The 15,843-nt window shown below is 54.3% G+C and carries 11 protein-coding genes; 7 read left to right on the top strand and 4 right to left on the bottom strand.

Annotated elements, in window-relative coordinates:
• Positions 1 to 443 precede the first annotated feature (443 nt).
• From HCG48_RS19990 to HCG48_RS19980, 3 genes are all read left to right on the top strand, one after another.
• The gene (locus HCG48_RS19990) at positions 444 to 1,667 is read left to right on the top strand and encodes a septal ring lytic transglycosylase RlpA family protein (RefSeq protein ID WP_210437090.1); all 1,224 of its coding nucleotides are present in this window, start codon (positions 444 to 446) and stop codon (positions 1,665 to 1,667) included.
• A 143-nt stretch (positions 1,668 to 1,810) separates the two neighbouring features.
• Complete coding sequence (locus tag HCG48_RS19985; RefSeq protein ID WP_168570737.1) at positions 1,811 to 3,379, top strand: bifunctional pantoate--beta-alanine ligase/(d)CMP kinase; 1,569 nt, start codon at positions 1,811 to 1,813, stop codon at positions 3,377 to 3,379.
• A 535-nt stretch (positions 3,380 to 3,914) separates the two neighbouring features.
• Positions 3,915 to 4,898 carry a polysaccharide deacetylase family protein gene (locus HCG48_RS19980; RefSeq protein ID WP_246259650.1) on the top strand — a complete coding sequence of 328 codons (984 nt, stop codon included), beginning with the start codon at positions 3,915 to 3,917 and terminating at the stop codon, positions 4,896 to 4,898.
• A 143-nt stretch (positions 4,899 to 5,041) separates the two neighbouring features.
• On the opposite strand, the gene HCG48_RS19975 is transcribed toward HCG48_RS19980, so the two are convergent.
• The 3 genes from HCG48_RS19975 to HCG48_RS19965 all read right to left on the bottom strand — a co-directional run bounded on the left by HCG48_RS19975 (position 5,042) and on the right by HCG48_RS19965 (position 11,516).
• The gene (locus HCG48_RS19975) at positions 5,042 to 9,709 is read right to left on the bottom strand and encodes a glutamate synthase-related protein (protein WP_168570736.1); all 4,668 of its coding nucleotides are present in this window, start codon (positions 9,707 to 9,709) and stop codon (positions 5,042 to 5,044) included.
• A gap of 690 nt (positions 9,710 to 10,399) precedes the next feature.
• Positions 10,400 to 11,041 (bottom strand): RNA-guided endonuclease InsQ/TnpB family protein, encoded by a 642-nt coding sequence (locus HCG48_RS19970; RefSeq protein WP_246259648.1) that lies wholly within the window; start codon positions 11,039 to 11,041, stop codon positions 10,400 to 10,402.
• Positions 11,042 to 11,279: 238 nt separating this feature from the next.
• Positions 11,280 to 11,516: a hypothetical protein gene (locus HCG48_RS19965; RefSeq protein WP_168570735.1), complete on the bottom strand. Its 237-nt coding sequence runs from the start codon at positions 11,514 to 11,516 to the stop codon at positions 11,280 to 11,282.
• A 1,359-nt stretch (positions 11,517 to 12,875) separates the two neighbouring features.
• Between HCG48_RS19965 and HCG48_RS19960 the strand changes: the two genes are divergently transcribed.
• Complete coding sequence (locus tag HCG48_RS19960) at positions 12,876 to 13,292, top strand: cupin domain-containing protein (RefSeq protein WP_168570734.1); 417 nt, start codon at positions 12,876 to 12,878, stop codon at positions 13,290 to 13,292.
• Positions 13,293 to 13,453: 161 nt separating this feature from the next.
• The gene (locus HCG48_RS19955) at positions 13,454 to 13,825 is read left to right on the top strand and encodes a HesB/IscA family protein (protein WP_320415746.1); all 372 of its coding nucleotides are present in this window, start codon (positions 13,454 to 13,456) and stop codon (positions 13,823 to 13,825) included.
• Here HCG48_RS19955 and HCG48_RS26590 read toward each other — a convergent pair.
• Positions 13,822 to 13,953, bottom strand: coding sequence for a hypothetical protein (locus HCG48_RS26590; RefSeq protein WP_281362030.1), 132 nt, complete (start codon positions 13,951 to 13,953; stop codon positions 13,822 to 13,824). The genes HCG48_RS19955 and HCG48_RS26590 overlap by 4 nt on opposite strands.
• A 66-nt stretch (positions 13,954 to 14,019) precedes the next feature.
• On the opposite strand from HCG48_RS26590, the gene rpsL reads away from it, so the two are divergent.
• Positions 14,020 to 14,391: a 30S ribosomal protein S12 gene (gene rpsL / locus HCG48_RS19950; RefSeq protein ID WP_168570733.1), complete on the top strand. Its 372-nt coding sequence runs from the start codon at positions 14,020 to 14,022 to the stop codon at positions 14,389 to 14,391.
• Between the two features lie 307 nt (positions 14,392 to 14,698).
• Entirely contained in the window at positions 14,699 to 15,169 is a 471-nt protein-coding gene (rpsG, locus tag HCG48_RS19945; RefSeq protein WP_168570732.1) for a 30S ribosomal protein S7, read from the top strand.
• Positions 15,170 to 15,843 lie beyond the last annotated feature (674 nt).

Here is a 15,843-nt window from a genome sequence, read left to right as displayed (position 1 = left end):
CCGCTTCGCCGGGGCGATCGATGCCCTCTTTTTTCCGGCATTTCTACTCTTTTCGCGATTTAGGAAATCAGATGGGCGATCGCCCCCTTTTGTCAACCGATCGCGAAAATTAGCAGCTATGCATAAGTTGGCATTTTTGCGCGTAAAGTTTTGATGAAGCGCTCATACCCCCGAAAATTCGGGAACGTCAGTAAAAATTGCATTCAGAGAAAATCTCATCCGCCCTAAATTTGTAAAGTTTTAGTAAAGTTAGGGGGATTTTCCCCCTTCCACCGATCCCCAATCCTAAAAGTTCGTGTTAGTCTGTTGCAGTTCCAACTATTAAAGTGAACCCGAAACGAGTATGAGTTAATGCTCGGGCGTTAAATGGAGTTTCAATTGTGAACAATCCAAAGCTCAATACGACTCGAACTCGGTTTCCGAATCACCTTCACAGTGGATGTATGAAGCAAAGATTTTGGTGGACTACTGCGGTCGTGCTGGTCACGGCGTTCGGGGCGACTTCCTCCAGTCACGCACAGCAGAATCGGCCCGTTGACGGGAGTGGAGAGCCAAGCTTACGAGCCTCCCAATCCGGAGATCCCACACAACCGCAAGCGCAGACCGTCTCGTCTGAAGCGAACTCGCCGCAAGCGCGTCGTTCGACCGACCCGATCGAAGTGCGCGAGTCCCCGTCCCAAACCGAAGCGGGCCCAAGCGAGATCTTGACCAAGATTCACGCGCACCAATTCAACGGGCGATCGGCAGCCACCCTGTACGTGCGAGATCTTCCAGTCGTCACCTTCTTGGGAAGTGCCGTCAATCGCGAACGGGCCACGGCGACGGTCACCAAAGTGGCGGCAGCACTGGGCGACACAGGTGCGACGACCAAACAGGAAGAACCCGAGGTCAAGCCAGCGACTCGGGCGAAGTATGAAGAATTTGAAAGTGTCACCAATATTGGAACTGTGGCACCATCGGCATTATCGCTGCTTTCTCGGACGATCGCCGCCAATAGCGAGGTAGACAGGAGCGATCCCGTATGGCGGGCCAGCGCGATCGCCGCCAAGTTGAACCAGATCGAGCGCACCAATGCCCCCGTAGAGATTGCCTTGACCTGGAATGGTTTAGTCGATAAAGACGGCGAAATCGTCAGTGAAAGTTATTTGATTAAAGTCGATGACGAAGCGTTATTAGTCGTCGATGAGAATACCCGGCTTCCCGACACCACCGCCAACTTGGAGCAAGATGCGCTGCAGATGACCAATCGCCTGCGCCGTCTGGTCGCCGATGCGGCGCCGTTGAGTCAAGTGGCGAACAAACCCAAGCCCAAACCGAAAGCCCCCGAGATCGTCACCAGTCCCGTTCAATTTGTCGTTAACGGCTGGGCCTCGTGGTACGGTCCGGGATTTCACGGACGCTTGAGCGCCAGTGGCGAAGTGTTCGATCAAAACGCCCTCACCGCAGCCCACCGAACCTTGCCGTTCGGAACCGAGGTGCGGGTGACGAATTTGAACAACGGGCGATCGATCGTGGTGCGGATCAACGATCGCGGGCCGTTCGTCGGCAATCGCGTGATCGATTTGTCCGCCGCCGCCGCTCAAGTGTTGGGGATGATGGATACGGGCATCGCCCCGGTTCGCCTGGATATTTTGGGAGCGCGTACCACCGCCTCGAACGTCCGCTAAGGCGTCGATTGAGCCGCGACTCGCGACAGGAAAACAAGGACGAGAACATCGATGTGTCCTGTCGCGAGTTGACTGGCTCCCAGGAGCGATAACGCGGATTTTGCTAAACTACGGGGCGGAGAGTTGGCAGAGGGATCTGGGGTGTGGTAAAACTTTTTGCCGAAATCGCGCCGTTGCGTTACGAGTTAAAGCAATATCGACCCCGGCAATCGATCGCCTTGGTGCCGACCATGGGAGCGTTACATCGCGGACACCTGAGTTTGATCGAACGGGCGAGAGAAGAGAACGAGATCGTCGTCGTCAGTATTTTTGTCAATCCTTTGCAGTTCGGCCCGAATGAAGATTTTCAGCAATATCCCCGGACGTTAGAACGCGATCGCGATATTTGCGATCGCGCGGGGGTGGATGTGATTTTTGCGCCGAATGCGGCAGAAATGTTAGGCGATCCCAACACTTCATCGGAGGATACGCCTCCGGCGCCGCTACGGGAACGCACCGTGGTGATTCCGCCTCAGTCGATGACCCGACATCTGTGCGGGCGATCGCGCGTCGGTCATTTCCAAGGGGTGGCGACGATCGTCACCAAGCTGCTCGATATCGTCCAACCCGATCGCGCCTATTTCGGACAGAAGGACGCCCAACAGCTCGCGATCGTCCGGCGTTTGGTCGCCGATCTCAACTTACCCGTGGAGATTGTCGGCTGTCCGATCGTGCGCGAAGCCTCCGGATTGGCGATGAGTTCGCGCAATCGCTATTTAACTGACGAACAGAAACAAGAAGCGGCAGCACTCTATCGCAGTTTGTGCAAAGCCCGTCAGATCTTTCGTGGGGGAGAGCGATCGGCGGCGGCTATAATTGCAACGGTTAAAGCAGAACTGTCTGCAATTGAGGCAATCGAACTGGAGTATTGCGAATTGGTCGAACCGACGACATTAAAACCCTTAGAGACGATTGAAGAATCTGGATTGTTAGCTGTTGCCGCCCGAGTCGGTCCCACTCGCGCGATCGACAATATTATGCTGCACGACCGCCAAGCCATTGTCGCGATCGACGGTCCGGCAGGGGCGGGCAAATCCACGGTAGCGCGCTTGGTCGCCCGAGAATTGGGATTGATGTATCTCGATACGGGGGCGATGTATCGCGCCGTGACTTGGTTGTTGCGCGATCGCGACATTCCCCTCGACGATGAAGCTGCCGTGGCGGAAGTGGTCGCCGAAGCTGAAATTCGCTTGCAAGTCCCGGACGACGATCCGCAAGCACCTTGCCCAGTGTGGATTAACGATCGCGACGTTACCGAAGCGATCCGCTCTTTGGACGTGACCGCCCACGTGTCTGCCGTCGCCGCCTTGGGCTGCGTGCGTCGCTATTTGTTGAAACAACAACAGCGTTACGGTCGTCAGGGCGGCGTAGTCGCAGAAGGACGCGATATTGGCACCCACGTGTTCCCCGATGCGGAGTTGAAGATTTTTTTAACTGCATCGGTAGAAGAACGCGCCCGTCGCCGCCATCAAGATCTCGCCGATCGCGGTGAGGGACAGATCGGTCTCGAACGACTCGCCCGGGATTTACAGGAACGCGATCGTAAAGATAGTACGCGGGAAATTGCTCCCCTGACTAAAGCTCCCGACGCGATCGAAATCGAGACGGACGGTCTGAGCATCGAACAAGTGGTGCGCGCGATCGTCGATCGATATCGCGATCGCCATTTGTAAAGTCGGATGCTCCCCTGGCGACTCCTTCGCGATCGCCCTAGCTCGGAATTGAACCGGGTTCTTCTGACCCGTGCCAACTCTCTGGTTACGGTCGGTCCGGGGATGAAATTCCCGAGAGAGATTCGCATTCACCCTCTCTCGGGAAGCCGCCAACCATCGATCTAAACTCGATCGGGTTTGATTTGAGATGGAAAGCTGCCGATTGATGCGATCGGGTAGAACATTCCAGCTCGTTTCCCCGCCTGTGGAAATCTGGCGATGTGTTTCTACATGAGTTTATTGAGAAGTGCCAGAGAGTCGATCTCCGTTCTCGGACTGATGTACTACATTTCCTCAAGCTCTCGTTTCTGGAATGTCGTTGCTGGAAAAACGGCCATTCAGCCATTGGTTTTGTGCCTGAGTCGATGGAAAATTGCTGTAAGTTTCTCGGTCTCGATCGCCGATCGATTGTTAATTCCTCTCCTTGCCATGAGGGTGCCATAACGATTCGCTCTTGCTTGACAACTCCGAAAAAATATCATTTAGGAGATTGAATTTGGCAAACTTTCGTCCCTCCGTTATTTGGCAAAAACTGGCGATCGCCCTCGGCGCTACCCTAGCCAGTCTCCTTGCGGGTTCGTTTTTTCCTTCGAGCCACGTTTCCTCTCACGCCTTTCCTTTTTTATCTTTCTTGAAACGAGAAACGAAGGTAAGAGACTCTTATTCCCCTCCGGTCAATGCTTTACAATTCGGTCGGGTTTCGATCGCCCGTCTCGATAATTTTCAACAGGCGATCGAGCAAAAACAAATTCAAAAAGAAAAACGCTTAATTTTTGACGTTCCTCTTTCTTTTCAAGGAACGACGATTTACGACGTCGAATTAGGGAGCGAACAGAAATATATTGCCCTAACTTTCGATGACGGACCGTGGCCGAACTATACCGAACAAGTTTTAGATATTCTCAAACAGAATCAAGTTCCGGGAACGTTCTTTTGGATTGGCAAGCATTTAAAAGCTTTTCCCGAGGTGGCCAAAAAAGTAGTCGCCGACGGCCATGCGATCGCCAATCACACCTGGAGTCACCACTATCACCCCGTCCCCCGGGAAGTCGCCGCCCGAGAAATCGAAGATACCGCCTCGTTAATCTACGAAATCACGGGGGTGCAAACCAGAATTTTTCGTCCCCCCGGTGGCGTTCTTACTAATGGTTTAGCGAGTTATGCCCGCAGCCAAAACTATCTCGTCGCCATGTGGTCGAGTGATGCCCGAGAAGCCAGCTTACCCTCGTTAGAACAATTAATTAATAATGTGGTCAATACAGCCCGTTCGGGTGGCATCGTTCTCATGCACGATGGTGGCGGCGATCGCTCGGTGACCGTTCGAGCATTACCGACGATTATCGCCGCACTCAAACAGCGTCAATATCAATTCTTAACTTTACCCGAACTGCTCGAACTCAAAGAACGAGAGTTACAACAACCACCGGAAACGGAACCACCTGCGGAAGTTCAAACGCCGAAACCGGATGGAATTGAGTAAGAAGGGAAGAGGCAAAAGGCAATAAAGAAGGCAGTCCCCGACTGCCTTCTTTTAACTAACTTCTTTTGTAAGAATTGCGCAATTGGACGATCGCGGGGAACGCGAATCGATGTGCGTTCCCCCGATCTCCAGAAACTACCTCATTAGGCTTTTACCGCAACCTTTTCCCCTGCCGCTTGCGCACTGGCTTCCGGCGTGTCGGCTTCCGAAGGCGGTACGACTTGCCAGAACTTGGGCAAATATTGTTCCCAATTGGCTAAAATCGCCTTCGCTTTGCCGCTTCCCGTGCGTTCGGCGTGCACTTCGATCAGTTCTCGTAACTGTTTCTCCCCTGCTGGGGTGCTGACGCGCTGAATACTGACAATTTCCGGATTAACTTTCGCCGGGAAACTGTCATCTTCATCTAAGAAGTAGGCCAAACCGCCTGTCATCCCGGCGCCGACGTTACGTCCGGCTTTACCGAGCACGACGATAACGCCGCCCGTCATGTACTCGCAGCAGTGATCCCCCGCGCCTTCGATGACGGCTTTACCCATCGAGTTGCGAACGCCGAAGCGTTCTCCGGCTTGACCTCGGGCGAGGAGAACGCCACCCGTGGCGCCGTAGAGACAGGTGTTACCGACGATCGCATTTTCCGCCGGGTCGTAGTTGGCGTCGGCGGGAGGATAAATAACAATCTCGCCGCCGTGCATCCCTTTACCGACGTAATCGTTACTTTCCCCTTCGAGAATCAGGCTCATTCCCGGCAAGTTGAAGGCGCCGAAGCTTTGACCTGCGGCCCCTTGGAACTTGAGGGTAATCTGACCTTGAAAGCCCGTATTGCCGTATTGAGAGGCAATATGTCCGGCGAGTCGGGCACCGACGCTGCGATCGGTATTCACCAGGGGAATCGTTTTTTCGACGGTGCCTTGATTTTGGATGGCGGCTTGAATCTGCGCATCGGCGAGTAACTGGTCGTCGAGGACCGGACCGTTACTGTGAACGGGCCCGTGATTCAACCAGGAGCGATCGCCCCGAGTATCGGGTAACTCGGTGATGCAGTCGAGATTGAGCGTCCCCGTTTTGGTCAGGCTCAAATTCGCGCTCGCGGTCAGCAGGTCGGCGCGACCGATTACTTCATCGAGAGAACGATAGCCGAGTTTGGCGAGCAGACTGCGGACTTCTTCGGCGATGAAGTAGAAGAAGTTGACCACGTGCTCGGGAATACCCGTGAAGCGCGCTCGCAGTTTTTCTTGCTGGGTGGCGACGCCGACGGGGCAGGAGTTGGTATGGCAGATGCGGGCCATGATGCAGCCTTCGGCGATCATGGCGATCGAGCCGAAGCCGAACTCTTCGGCGCCCATTAAGGCCCCCATCAACACATCCCAACCCGTTTTCAAACCGCCATCGACGCGCAGGACGACGCGATCGCGCAGTTTGTTTTCCATCAAGACGCGGTGAACTTCAGTCAATCCCAGTTCCCACGGGGTTCCGGCGTGTTTGATCGAGGAAAGTGGCGACGCCCCGGTTCCGCCGTCGTGACCGGAAATTTGAATGATATCGGCGTTCGCTTTCGCTACCCCGGCGGCGATCGTGCCGATGCCGATTTCCGCCACTAATTTCACCGAGACCCCCGCATTCGGGTTGATTTGGTGCAGGTCGAAGATCAATTGCGCCAAATCTTCGATGGAATAGATATCGTGGTGCGGCGGCGGCGAAATCAGGGAAACGCCGGGTTTCGATCGCCGCAGCATGGCGATGTAGGGGCTCACTTTCTTGCCGGGAAGCTGACCGCCTTCACCGGGTTTCGCCCCTTGGGCGACCTTAATTTCGATCTGCTTGGCATTCATCAAGTACTCGGGAGTAACCCCAAAGCGTCCCGACGCCACCTGTTTGATCGCCGAAGAGGCCGTATCGCCGTTACGCAAGCCTTTTAAGTGAGGCAGTAAGGAGGAATGGCCCCGTTCGTCTACGTCGTCGAGGACTTTAAAGCGGGTCGGATCTTCGCCGCCTTCGCCGGAGTTGGACTTCCCGCCGAGGCGGTTCATGGCGATCGCCAAAGTCTCGTGAGCTTCCCGAGAGAGGGCGCCCAAGGACATCCCCCCGGTGCAGAAGCGCTTGACAATCGCTTCGACGGGTTCGACCTCTTCGATCGCGATCGACGGGCGATCGCTGTTAAAGTCGAGCAAATCGCGCAAAGCCGTGCGCGGACGCCCTTGCAAATACTGCTGATAAACCGTGTAGTGGTCGTAACCGCTCTTCGCCGTTTCCGCCGCCGCGCCGTTGCCATTTCCGGCAGCCTCACCTTGGAAGCTGGCGACCGCTTTATGCAGCGCTTTCGCCATTTCCGGGCTGTTCATGTGGTACTCGCCCCCGGGACGGTATTGGATGAACCCGAGGTTTTCCAGTTTCTTGGTACTCAGTTCCGGGAACGCTTTCTTATGGAAGGCCAACACTTCTTGGGCCAGTTCTTCGACGCTCAAGCCGCCGACCCGGGAAGTGGTTCCGGAAAACGCCAGTTCCAACAGCTCGTTACCGATACCGATCGCCTCGAAAATTTGGGCGCCGTGATAGCTCGACAGCAGGGAAATGCCCATTTTCGAGAGAATCTTCAACAAGCCCAATTCCACCGCATGGCGGTAATTCCCTTGCGCTTGCTCCACGGACAGTTGCGGCAATTTGCCCCGTTCCATCTGTTTCTGGGTTTTGGCATCGGCCCACCAGTGGCGCACGGTTTCTAAGGCCAAATACGGGCAAATGGCACTGGCTCCGTAGCCGATCGCGCAAGCGAAATGATGGGTACTCCAGCATTGCGCCGTATCGACCACCAGGGACGCTTTCATCCGCAAGCCTTGGCGGATTAAGTGGTGGTGAACCGCACCGACGGCGAGCAGGGGCGGAATGTAGGTGGTTTCGGCGTTGAGGGCACACTGCCCGCCAGAGCGATCGCTTAAAATTAAGATTTTCGTTCCGGCGCGCACTGCTTGCGCCGCCCGTTCGCAGAGGAGATCGACGGCGGTGCGTAAGGCGCCCGGACCGCCGGAAATCGAGAACAAGGTACTCAAGGTCTCGGTTTGGAAGCCACTGCTGCGAATGCTTTCTAATTCGGCTTCGTTGAGCACTGGGGTCTCGATCTTCAACTGTCCGGCATATTCCGGCTTGACTTCGAGCAGGTTCCCCCGTTCGCCGAGGACCATGTTCAGCGACATCACCAAGCTTTCGCGCAAGGGGTCGATCGCCGGATTGGTCACCTGGGCGAATCGTTGTTTGAAATAGTCGTAGAGTAAGTGCGGTTTTTCCGACAGCACCGCCAGGGGAATATCATCTCCCATGCAGAAGGTCGGCTCTTTCCCGGCGCTGGCCATGTCTTGGATAATCATTTCCACGTCTTCCGTGGTGTAGCCGAACGCGGTTTGCCGTTGCAGGAGGCTGTTACCATCCAAACGCGCTTGCCCTTCAAAGCTTTGCGGCTCTAATTGGGCGCGGTGTTCCGCCAGCCAGGTGCCGTAGGGTTGACTGCGGGCAATCCGTTCTTTGATTTCCCAGTTTTTGAGGATTTCGTGACTTTCGAGATCCACCGCAATCATTTGACCCGGCCCCAAGCGTCCTTTTTCGACGATTTCGGCTTCGGGAACTTCGACGACTCCGGCTTCGGAGGCGACGACGATGTAGCCGTCTTTGGTGATGACGTAACGGGCCGGGCGCAAGCCGTTGCGATCGAGGGTGGCGCCGATTTGCTTGCCGTCGCCGAAGACGAGCAAGGCCGGACCGTCCCAGGCTTCTTGAATGCCGCTATAGTATTCGTAAAAATCGACGATTTCTTGGCGATCGGCCAGTTCCGGCTGGTTTTGGTACGCTTCCGGCACCATGACGGTGAGGGCTTCCATCGGCGATCGCCCGGAAAGCACTAGCAGTTCCATGACGTTATCGAGGGTCGCCGAGTCGCTGTTCTCTCGACTGACGATCGGCTTGAGATCCTCGATGCGATCGCCCCACACCGGATGGGCTAAATCCACTTCGCGCGCCATCATCCAGTTAATATTGCCCAGCAGGGTGTTAATTTCCCCGTTGTGTCCGAGCAAGCGCATCGGCTGGGCGAGGGGCCATCGCGGCATCGTATTCGTGCTGAACCGTCGGTGGTACACCGCAAAGTGACTGACGTAATCGGGATCTTTGAGATCCAGATAGAAGTCTCCTAGCACGGCGGAGCGCACCATACCTTTGTAGACGATCGTGCGGCTGGAGAACGAACAAATATAAAAATTATCCCCCCAGGTCAGCCGATCGTCGGCGGCGATCGCTTTGCCGATCGAGCGCCGCGCTAAATACAAGCGCCGTTCGAGCGCGTCCCCGGTCACGCCTTCGGCTTCGACGATCAGTTGTTGACATCCGGGCTGGTTTTCGCGGGCCTGGATCCCTAACACGTCCGGATTGACGGGTACCGGACGCCAGGCGATCGCTTTCAACCCCTCGCTGTCGAGGACTCTCTCGACGACTTCGCGCGCGATGCTGAATTCCTGCGGATCTCTCGGCACGAACATCATCGCTACCCCCAAACTTTCTCGGGAGGGCAAACTCTGATTGCTCTTGGCTAAATCCCGTTCGAGTAGAGCCCAGGGGATGGCACTCATCACTCCCGCTCCATCTCCGGAATCTCGGTCTGCCGAACAACCGCCGCGATGTTCCAGACAGGTTAAGGCACTTAACGCTTTGGCAACAATCTCGTGATTGGCAGCCTGACGCGGATTGGCAATGAATCCGACGCCACAGGCATCCCGTTCTTCGACCAACCATCGTTGGCCTCCATACCCAGCTTCTAACCCCTGATTCATTGGTTTATTCTGATTCAACGCTCTCCCTCCCGGAGTGGCTTACTGTATTTGTTGACTCAAGACTGACGAGGATGGCACCGTGCCTAGAACGGTCGCGCGACGAGTTGACTTGGCTGTAGCGCGGCGATCGAGGCAGTTCGTTCGCCGAGGATCGAACGGTTAATGGTAATTTCCCTCTTTTTCGGGGAAGCGGAGCCGGATCGGATGGCGCATTGGCTCCTTTCTGACGACTTGCCGAGTCGGCTGCGGTCGCGTTCGCTTCATTCGATCGTTCATCTTTAAATTCCTGCGCTTTGACTCCCCGGCAGCTTCGGGCTAAGGAAAATCTAGTCTCTTCACCGTTGCTCCAATGGGGGCGATCGCGATAGCCAAATCCTTGAAAAGCAAAAAATTAATTTCAGAGCTAACTACTAATTTCAGAGGTAACTACTATCTTAAACAAAAACAGCTCAAAAGCAGATATCGCCAAACTTCTCTCCTGTGGGGATCGCCAGAATTGCCGGGTCAACGATTTGCTTTTCAACTCTGCTTGCCGTTACTCGATGTTCGTTCAATGGTTTGCTCCCTATTTTTGGCCGCCGTCGATCTTTGTTTCCCTTTCTCTTGAGCGAGATCTCCGCCGCGTTACCCACTTGCCTCACTCCACCATCCCACTAGCGCTTTCCAGTATGGATTGACAACCTCCCCCACTTAAGTCATCTCCCTATGCTCGATCTCTTTCAAGTGCGCGATTGCAGTCCCTCGCGACACTGCTCGCGACACTGCTTTTCTGCTTCGTCCCGCACCAACTAGAGCATCGTAACCGATACTCCCCGTCGCTTCCAGTTCACAGACATTTTCTGCTGGCTTGACTTCAAACCTTTCTGGAATCGGCCTTGACTGCCGCCATCGAACCCATCCTAGGCTAGGGAGCTTAATCGCATCCTCCTGGATTGGGTCTTTTCCTAACTGAGGAAAAACAAACGAATGCATCCGATACTCATTTTTCAACCGAGGGAAGCCAAACCTCCTGGCTTTCATGTCATCCCAAGCTCTATCTAAACTCCTTAAACCCTGCTGTAAAACTTGAGAATGAACTGTTTTTAGTTGAAGGGATTGTTTTTTGGCCTCGCTTAATTGCTTGGCTTGTCTGTGGTAGTTCGGGAATGGTTCGTCAGCCGCAATGATGTATTCAGCGTGAATTGAGCAAGCATGAATGGGAGACTTACGGGAGTTACACCAATCTTTACGCTGTCTGAGCGCAAAGTTCCAAACCGAACGGCACACACCTAGGGTTTGCTCGATGGTGGCCATCTGTTCGGCAGTGGGTTGTAACTTGTATTCGTAAGTCATGGTTAGCCTGAAGACAGGATAGTTTACCTGGACTGCATCGCCGTGTAAAGGATTGAAAGCATTTGCCAAAGATCGCGGCATCGAACCGCTTAGTTGGCTTGAGGGAGTCGATGGATCTCTCCCCTCCAACATTTCTCGTCTGGTTGACTCGCTCTTTGTTGAAGACTGGGTTTTATCGCTCCCTCAAGCTCCCTCGTTCCGAAAAATAATATATAAGTGATTCTCATCTGGCAATCCCTTACACGGTGAGTTGGAGCGATCGCCTCGGCATTCGGTGAATCGTTCGTTTTCCGCTTACTCTCGTCCCCTCCCTCCCCTCGGTCATCTCGGGAGCGAGAGACCCGATCGCTTGTCCGGTTTCCCCTTCGCTCCACGGGCGGCGCCAACTCCCTACGAGTCTGACCGTCTTCGGCGATCGTCCCCCCGTCCCGGAGCGATCGCCATGGCGACCTCTGTTCGAGGGGAGGCGCCTCAATTGAACCCGTTTTCTCGGACGCTGTCGCTTTCTTCCGCTCCCTGCCGATGAGGATTGAGGCGGCGCAATATCTTCACGAAATCTCCGGTCAGTTTAGAAGCCCCGTGTCTTTAGACCGGGGAGGAAACAGGAAACGGGCGGTTTTAATCGCCGTCCCTTCGTGGGGGGAGCGAAAAGAGGTGCATAACCTGCACGGCGTCATAGCGCCGAGCCAATGTTATCGGTCGGGACTCCCCAAAGCGCACTGTCTTACCCCTCGTACGACGGTTTAACGGTTTGGTTCTAGAGCAGGGGACTGGCGACGTATCCCCAGGTAGGATACCGATAACGTAGCCCTCGAAGGGCTTAGGCTGGGTAGGGGCGTTTCGCGAAAGGGGTAGGGGCGTTTCGCGAAAGGGGTAGGGGCGTTTCGCGAAAGGGGTAGGGGCGTTTCGCGAAAGGGGTAGGGGCGTTTCGCGAAAGGGGTAGGGGCGTTTCGCGAAACGCCCCTACTAAAGGAGAGGGACGAAGCCCTGTCTCTTTAGAGCGGGGTGCTGACCGCTTGTCGTTCTTCGGAAACATTCTTTTGTGAACAATCCGAACGCCGACGGATCTCTCAAATTGTGTTTATTATGAACTGATTTACTCGAAAATAAGTCAAGAGATCTTGATAGTCCTCTAAGGGTCTGCATTCCAACCGTTATTTTGTTGTCCGAGACTCGTTTTTTTCTCAATAACTTCCGCCTGAGTAAATCTACTTAAAAACTTAGATAAGGGGGAGTATAAATACGCGATCGCCTCTCCCTAACCCTCCACCCCATCCCTATCCATCTTCGGAAATCGTCGCCGTGCAGCAGCGATCGATTCGTTTTTCTCCGGCTGCTTTTTCCGTTGCTACCAAGTCTAAAAAGACGATCGAAAACAGGTTTTCGCTCTAGAGTCAGCCCCCAATTTTCGGCGATCGCTCCATCTCAACCGAGGTTCTCTCCCCGACTCCCTTTTTATTTTCGACGCTAAAAATAGCGGCTTTTTAATAAAGTTCCTTTAAAGGGTCGAAGCTCTGATTAAAGACTTGATGTAGATCGCTTAAATTCATTTCGCGAACGGATGACACCACCGCGATCGACTTGTTACGCTGAACGAGAAAGATTCGATAACTCGTTTCTCCTCCTCACGGTTCGCTGCTTCCACGGCTTCTGATTCCCCACCCGGGAGCCGTTGGCTCGCCCGCACGATGACTCGCACTTCGGGATCGACCGGAGCCATCCCATCGAGTCCAATGGTTCGAGTGGGTTAGATGCAACCGCCAACCTTTTCGGAACTTACCGAATCCACTTGGGAAACGAACGAATTCTCAAAGCTTTATCAGGAGACAGGATTATGGTTAACGTCCAACCCAGCACTCGTGATGCAGGAGTCTCGACCCCGGTCGGTTCTCCCCCCGGCGTCGCCGCGACGGAATTGCGACCCTGGGGGTCTTTCACGGTTCTTGAAGAAGGAAAAGATTATAAAATTAAGAGAATTGAAGTCAAACCGGGTCATCGGTTAAGTTTGCAAATGCACCACCACCGCAGCGAACATTGGATCGTGGTTTGCGGTACGGCGAAAGTGGTTTGTGGCGATCGCGAATTGATGCTCACCAGCAACCAATCGACTTACGTCCCTCAATGCACCAATCATCGTTTGGAAAATCCCGGCGTCATTCCCCTAGTTTTGATTGAAGTTCAAAACGGCGAGTATTTAGGGGAAGATGACATCGTTCGCTTCCAAGATGATTATGCTCGCAGCAAGTCCTAAATGAGGACGGGTCACCGTCTGGAGGCAACCTCGGGAGGAGATTCGTTCGACTTAATCCCATCGACCGTCAATCCGTTGGCGGTCGATGCTGCTCTCGTTTGACCCCTTACGCGGCGAAGCCGTTTACTTGTCGATCGCTCGCCCCTACAATCAAACTACAGTTGAAGGTCATCGTTGTCGCTTTAATGATTCATCTGAGTAAGACGGCCTTGAAAGAAGTTAGCCGCCTGAAAGCTAAGCAAAATAACCCGGATGCGGTGTTTCGCGTCGGAATTGGCGCCGGAAGTTGTGCGAGTTTTGGCTATACCCTCCAGTTTGATTCGTCTGTGGGAGCCGAAGATACTGTATTTGAGAGTAACGGGCTTCGCGTTGTTGTCGATCGCGCCAGTTTGAATTACCTTGACGGTCTGACGATCGATTATTCTGAGGATCTGATGGGGGGCGCCTTTCGCTTTCACAATCCCAACGCCACTGCAACTTGTGGTTGCAGTAACGCTTTTGAGGTCGAGCGCGATCGCGCCAACTCCGTTTAGGGGCGGCGTTTAGCGCAGAGTGCGATCGCGGCGAGGCGTCCATTTGAAAGGCGATCGCCACTCGGGTCGATCCCCTTTCGCGGGCGATCGCCGCCCTTTTTCGAGCCAAAAAATTGACAGGCACTCATCAAACCCGATATAGTTGTAGTTTGTTAGAAAGATACAAACGCAAACCTTTGCAAAAGCTGTAGCTCATGCCCACAATTCAGCAGCTCATTCGTAGTGAACGCCAAAAAATTCAGAAGAAAACCAAATCGCCCGCTCTGAAAAGTTGCCCCCAGCGTCGGGGAGTCTGCACGCGCGTTTACACCACCACCCCCAAAAAGCCGAACTCCGCCCTGCGGAAAGTGGCTCGGGTTCGCTTGACATCTGGGTTTGAAGTCACCGCCTATATTCCGGGCATCGGTCACAACCTCCAAGAACACTCCGTCGTGATGATTCGGGGCGGTCGGGTTAAAGATTTACCTGGCGTGCGTTACCACATCATCCGTGGCACCTTAGATACTGCCGGAGTGAAAGATCGCCGTCAAGGTCGCTCCAAGTACGGAGCCAAGCGTCCTAAGTAATTGCCACAGAAATTGCCGCGCTCTTTAAGCGATCGAGTCACGCTTCGAGTAGCTCGCCATGACAACGCCTGACGAGCCTCGCGGCGATCGCTCAAGGAAAAACCAACGGGTTCGCCTGTCAGTCGAGTTCTGAGAATAAAGAGCGCAACTCGATCTGTGAATTGTCGAGTGCAACCGTGGGACACACGGTCAAGAAGCTCGCCGAGGGGAAAGTCGTCGGACTCCCGATGAAGCGAGAATCTCCGTCCCTTGAGGTCGGGGAGTGTCAATCAAGCTCTAGAATAATTTTCGTCGTCAAGAGTTTACTATGTCTCGTCGCACTGCCATTCAAAAACGTCCGATTCCTCCTGATTCCGTTTATAACAGCCGCCTCGTGAGCATGATGATCCGGCGGATCATGAAGAATGGCAAGAAATCCGTTGCCTCTCGCATCATTTACGATGCCATGAAAACGATCGAAGAACGTACGGGTTCCGATGCGCTCGAAACGTTTGAAAAAGCTGTCAAAAATGTAACGCCTTTGGTTGAAGTAAAAGGTCGGCGCGTTGGTGGGGCCACCTACCAAGTTCCGATGGAAGTCCGACCGGATCGAGGCACCAGTTTGGCACTGCGTTGGATTACCCAGTTTGCACGTTCTCGTTCCGGGAAAACGATGGCCATGAAATTGGCGAACGAACTGATGGATGCTGCCAACGAAACGGGAAATGCCATTCGCAAGCGGGAAGAAACCCATCGGATGGCGGAAGCCAACAAAGCATTTGCTCACTATCGGTATTAAACTCGTTTCAGGTGAGTGGATCGCTGCCAAGCGATCGCCATCTATGTAAACAAATCTTGCGAAAAATATTAAAATGTAACAAGATAGAGAAATCCGCGTTCGCTGCCTCTCAATCGGGCAGGATGTCAAACGTGGATTGTAGTCGTCGGGGGGTTGAGTCAGTCAAAGGCGAGAGCCGCCAGCCAGTCCCCAAGTGACGATTCAAGACTCCTTCAGTGCGATCTTTGGCGATGGCCGACCGTTCGAGATCGCCGTCTGGCCTGACTTCCAGGCAGGTAGCGCGATCGAGGAGGATCTGGGGGATTCGACCCGTTACGAACCGCCACTCCAAGGGGACCCCGCCGAGCAGTACAATCATCTGTGGAGGAAATCGGGGCTTCGCGATCGGCGAGTCAACTTCCCCAACGATGAGAACCTGGCCCCCCCGTGGGGCGGTTGGTGTGGAAAAGTCTTCACCGAGAGAAGTTCCACCGTTGGCATCGGAGAATCACTCGTAACTGTACGATCTGCCGAAAACGGATCGCTGCGATCGCGAGAGCCGGAAAACGGGGGAAACGCCGTGGCTCTTCAGAGCAAGGAACACGAGGGTTCTCGTGGCGCGATCGTCCCACTAGGGATCGACCTCCCCACTCAAAAATGCAATTCCCCGCGATCGAGATCGGGGGGTGTTGGTA

The sequence above is a fragment of the Oxynema aestuarii AP17 genome (assembly GCF_012295525.1).
Taxonomy (GTDB): domain Bacteria; phylum Cyanobacteriota; class Cyanobacteriia; order Cyanobacteriales; family Laspinemataceae; genus Oxynema; species Oxynema aestuarii.
The sequence above is the reverse complement of the archived record's forward strand: the minus strand, read 5'-3'. Positions and strand labels throughout refer to the sequence as shown.

Coding starts and splice junctions, on each gene's coding strand:
- HCG48_RS19990 (WP_210437090.1), top strand. CDS start 444: ATGAAGCAAAGATTTTGGTGGACTACTGCGGTCGTGCTGGTCACGGCG.
- HCG48_RS19975 (WP_168570736.1), bottom strand. CDS start 9,709: ATGAATCAGGGGTTAGAAGCTGGGTATGGAGGCCAACGATGGTTGGTC.
- HCG48_RS19970 (WP_246259648.1), bottom strand. CDS start 11,041: ATGACTTACGAATACAAGTTACAACCCACTGCCGAACAGATGGCCACC.
- HCG48_RS19960 (WP_168570734.1), top strand. CDS start 12,876: ATGGTTAACGTCCAACCCAGCACTCGTGATGCAGGAGTCTCGACCCCG.
- HCG48_RS26590 (WP_281362030.1), bottom strand. CDS start 13,953: ATGAGTGCCTGTCAATTTTTTGGCTCGAAAAAGGGCGGCGATCGCCCG.
- rpsL (WP_168570733.1), top strand. CDS start 14,020: ATGCCCACAATTCAGCAGCTCATTCGTAGTGAACGCCAAAAAATTCAG.
- rpsG (WP_168570732.1), top strand. CDS start 14,699: ATGTCTCGTCGCACTGCCATTCAAAAACGTCCGATTCCTCCTGATTCC.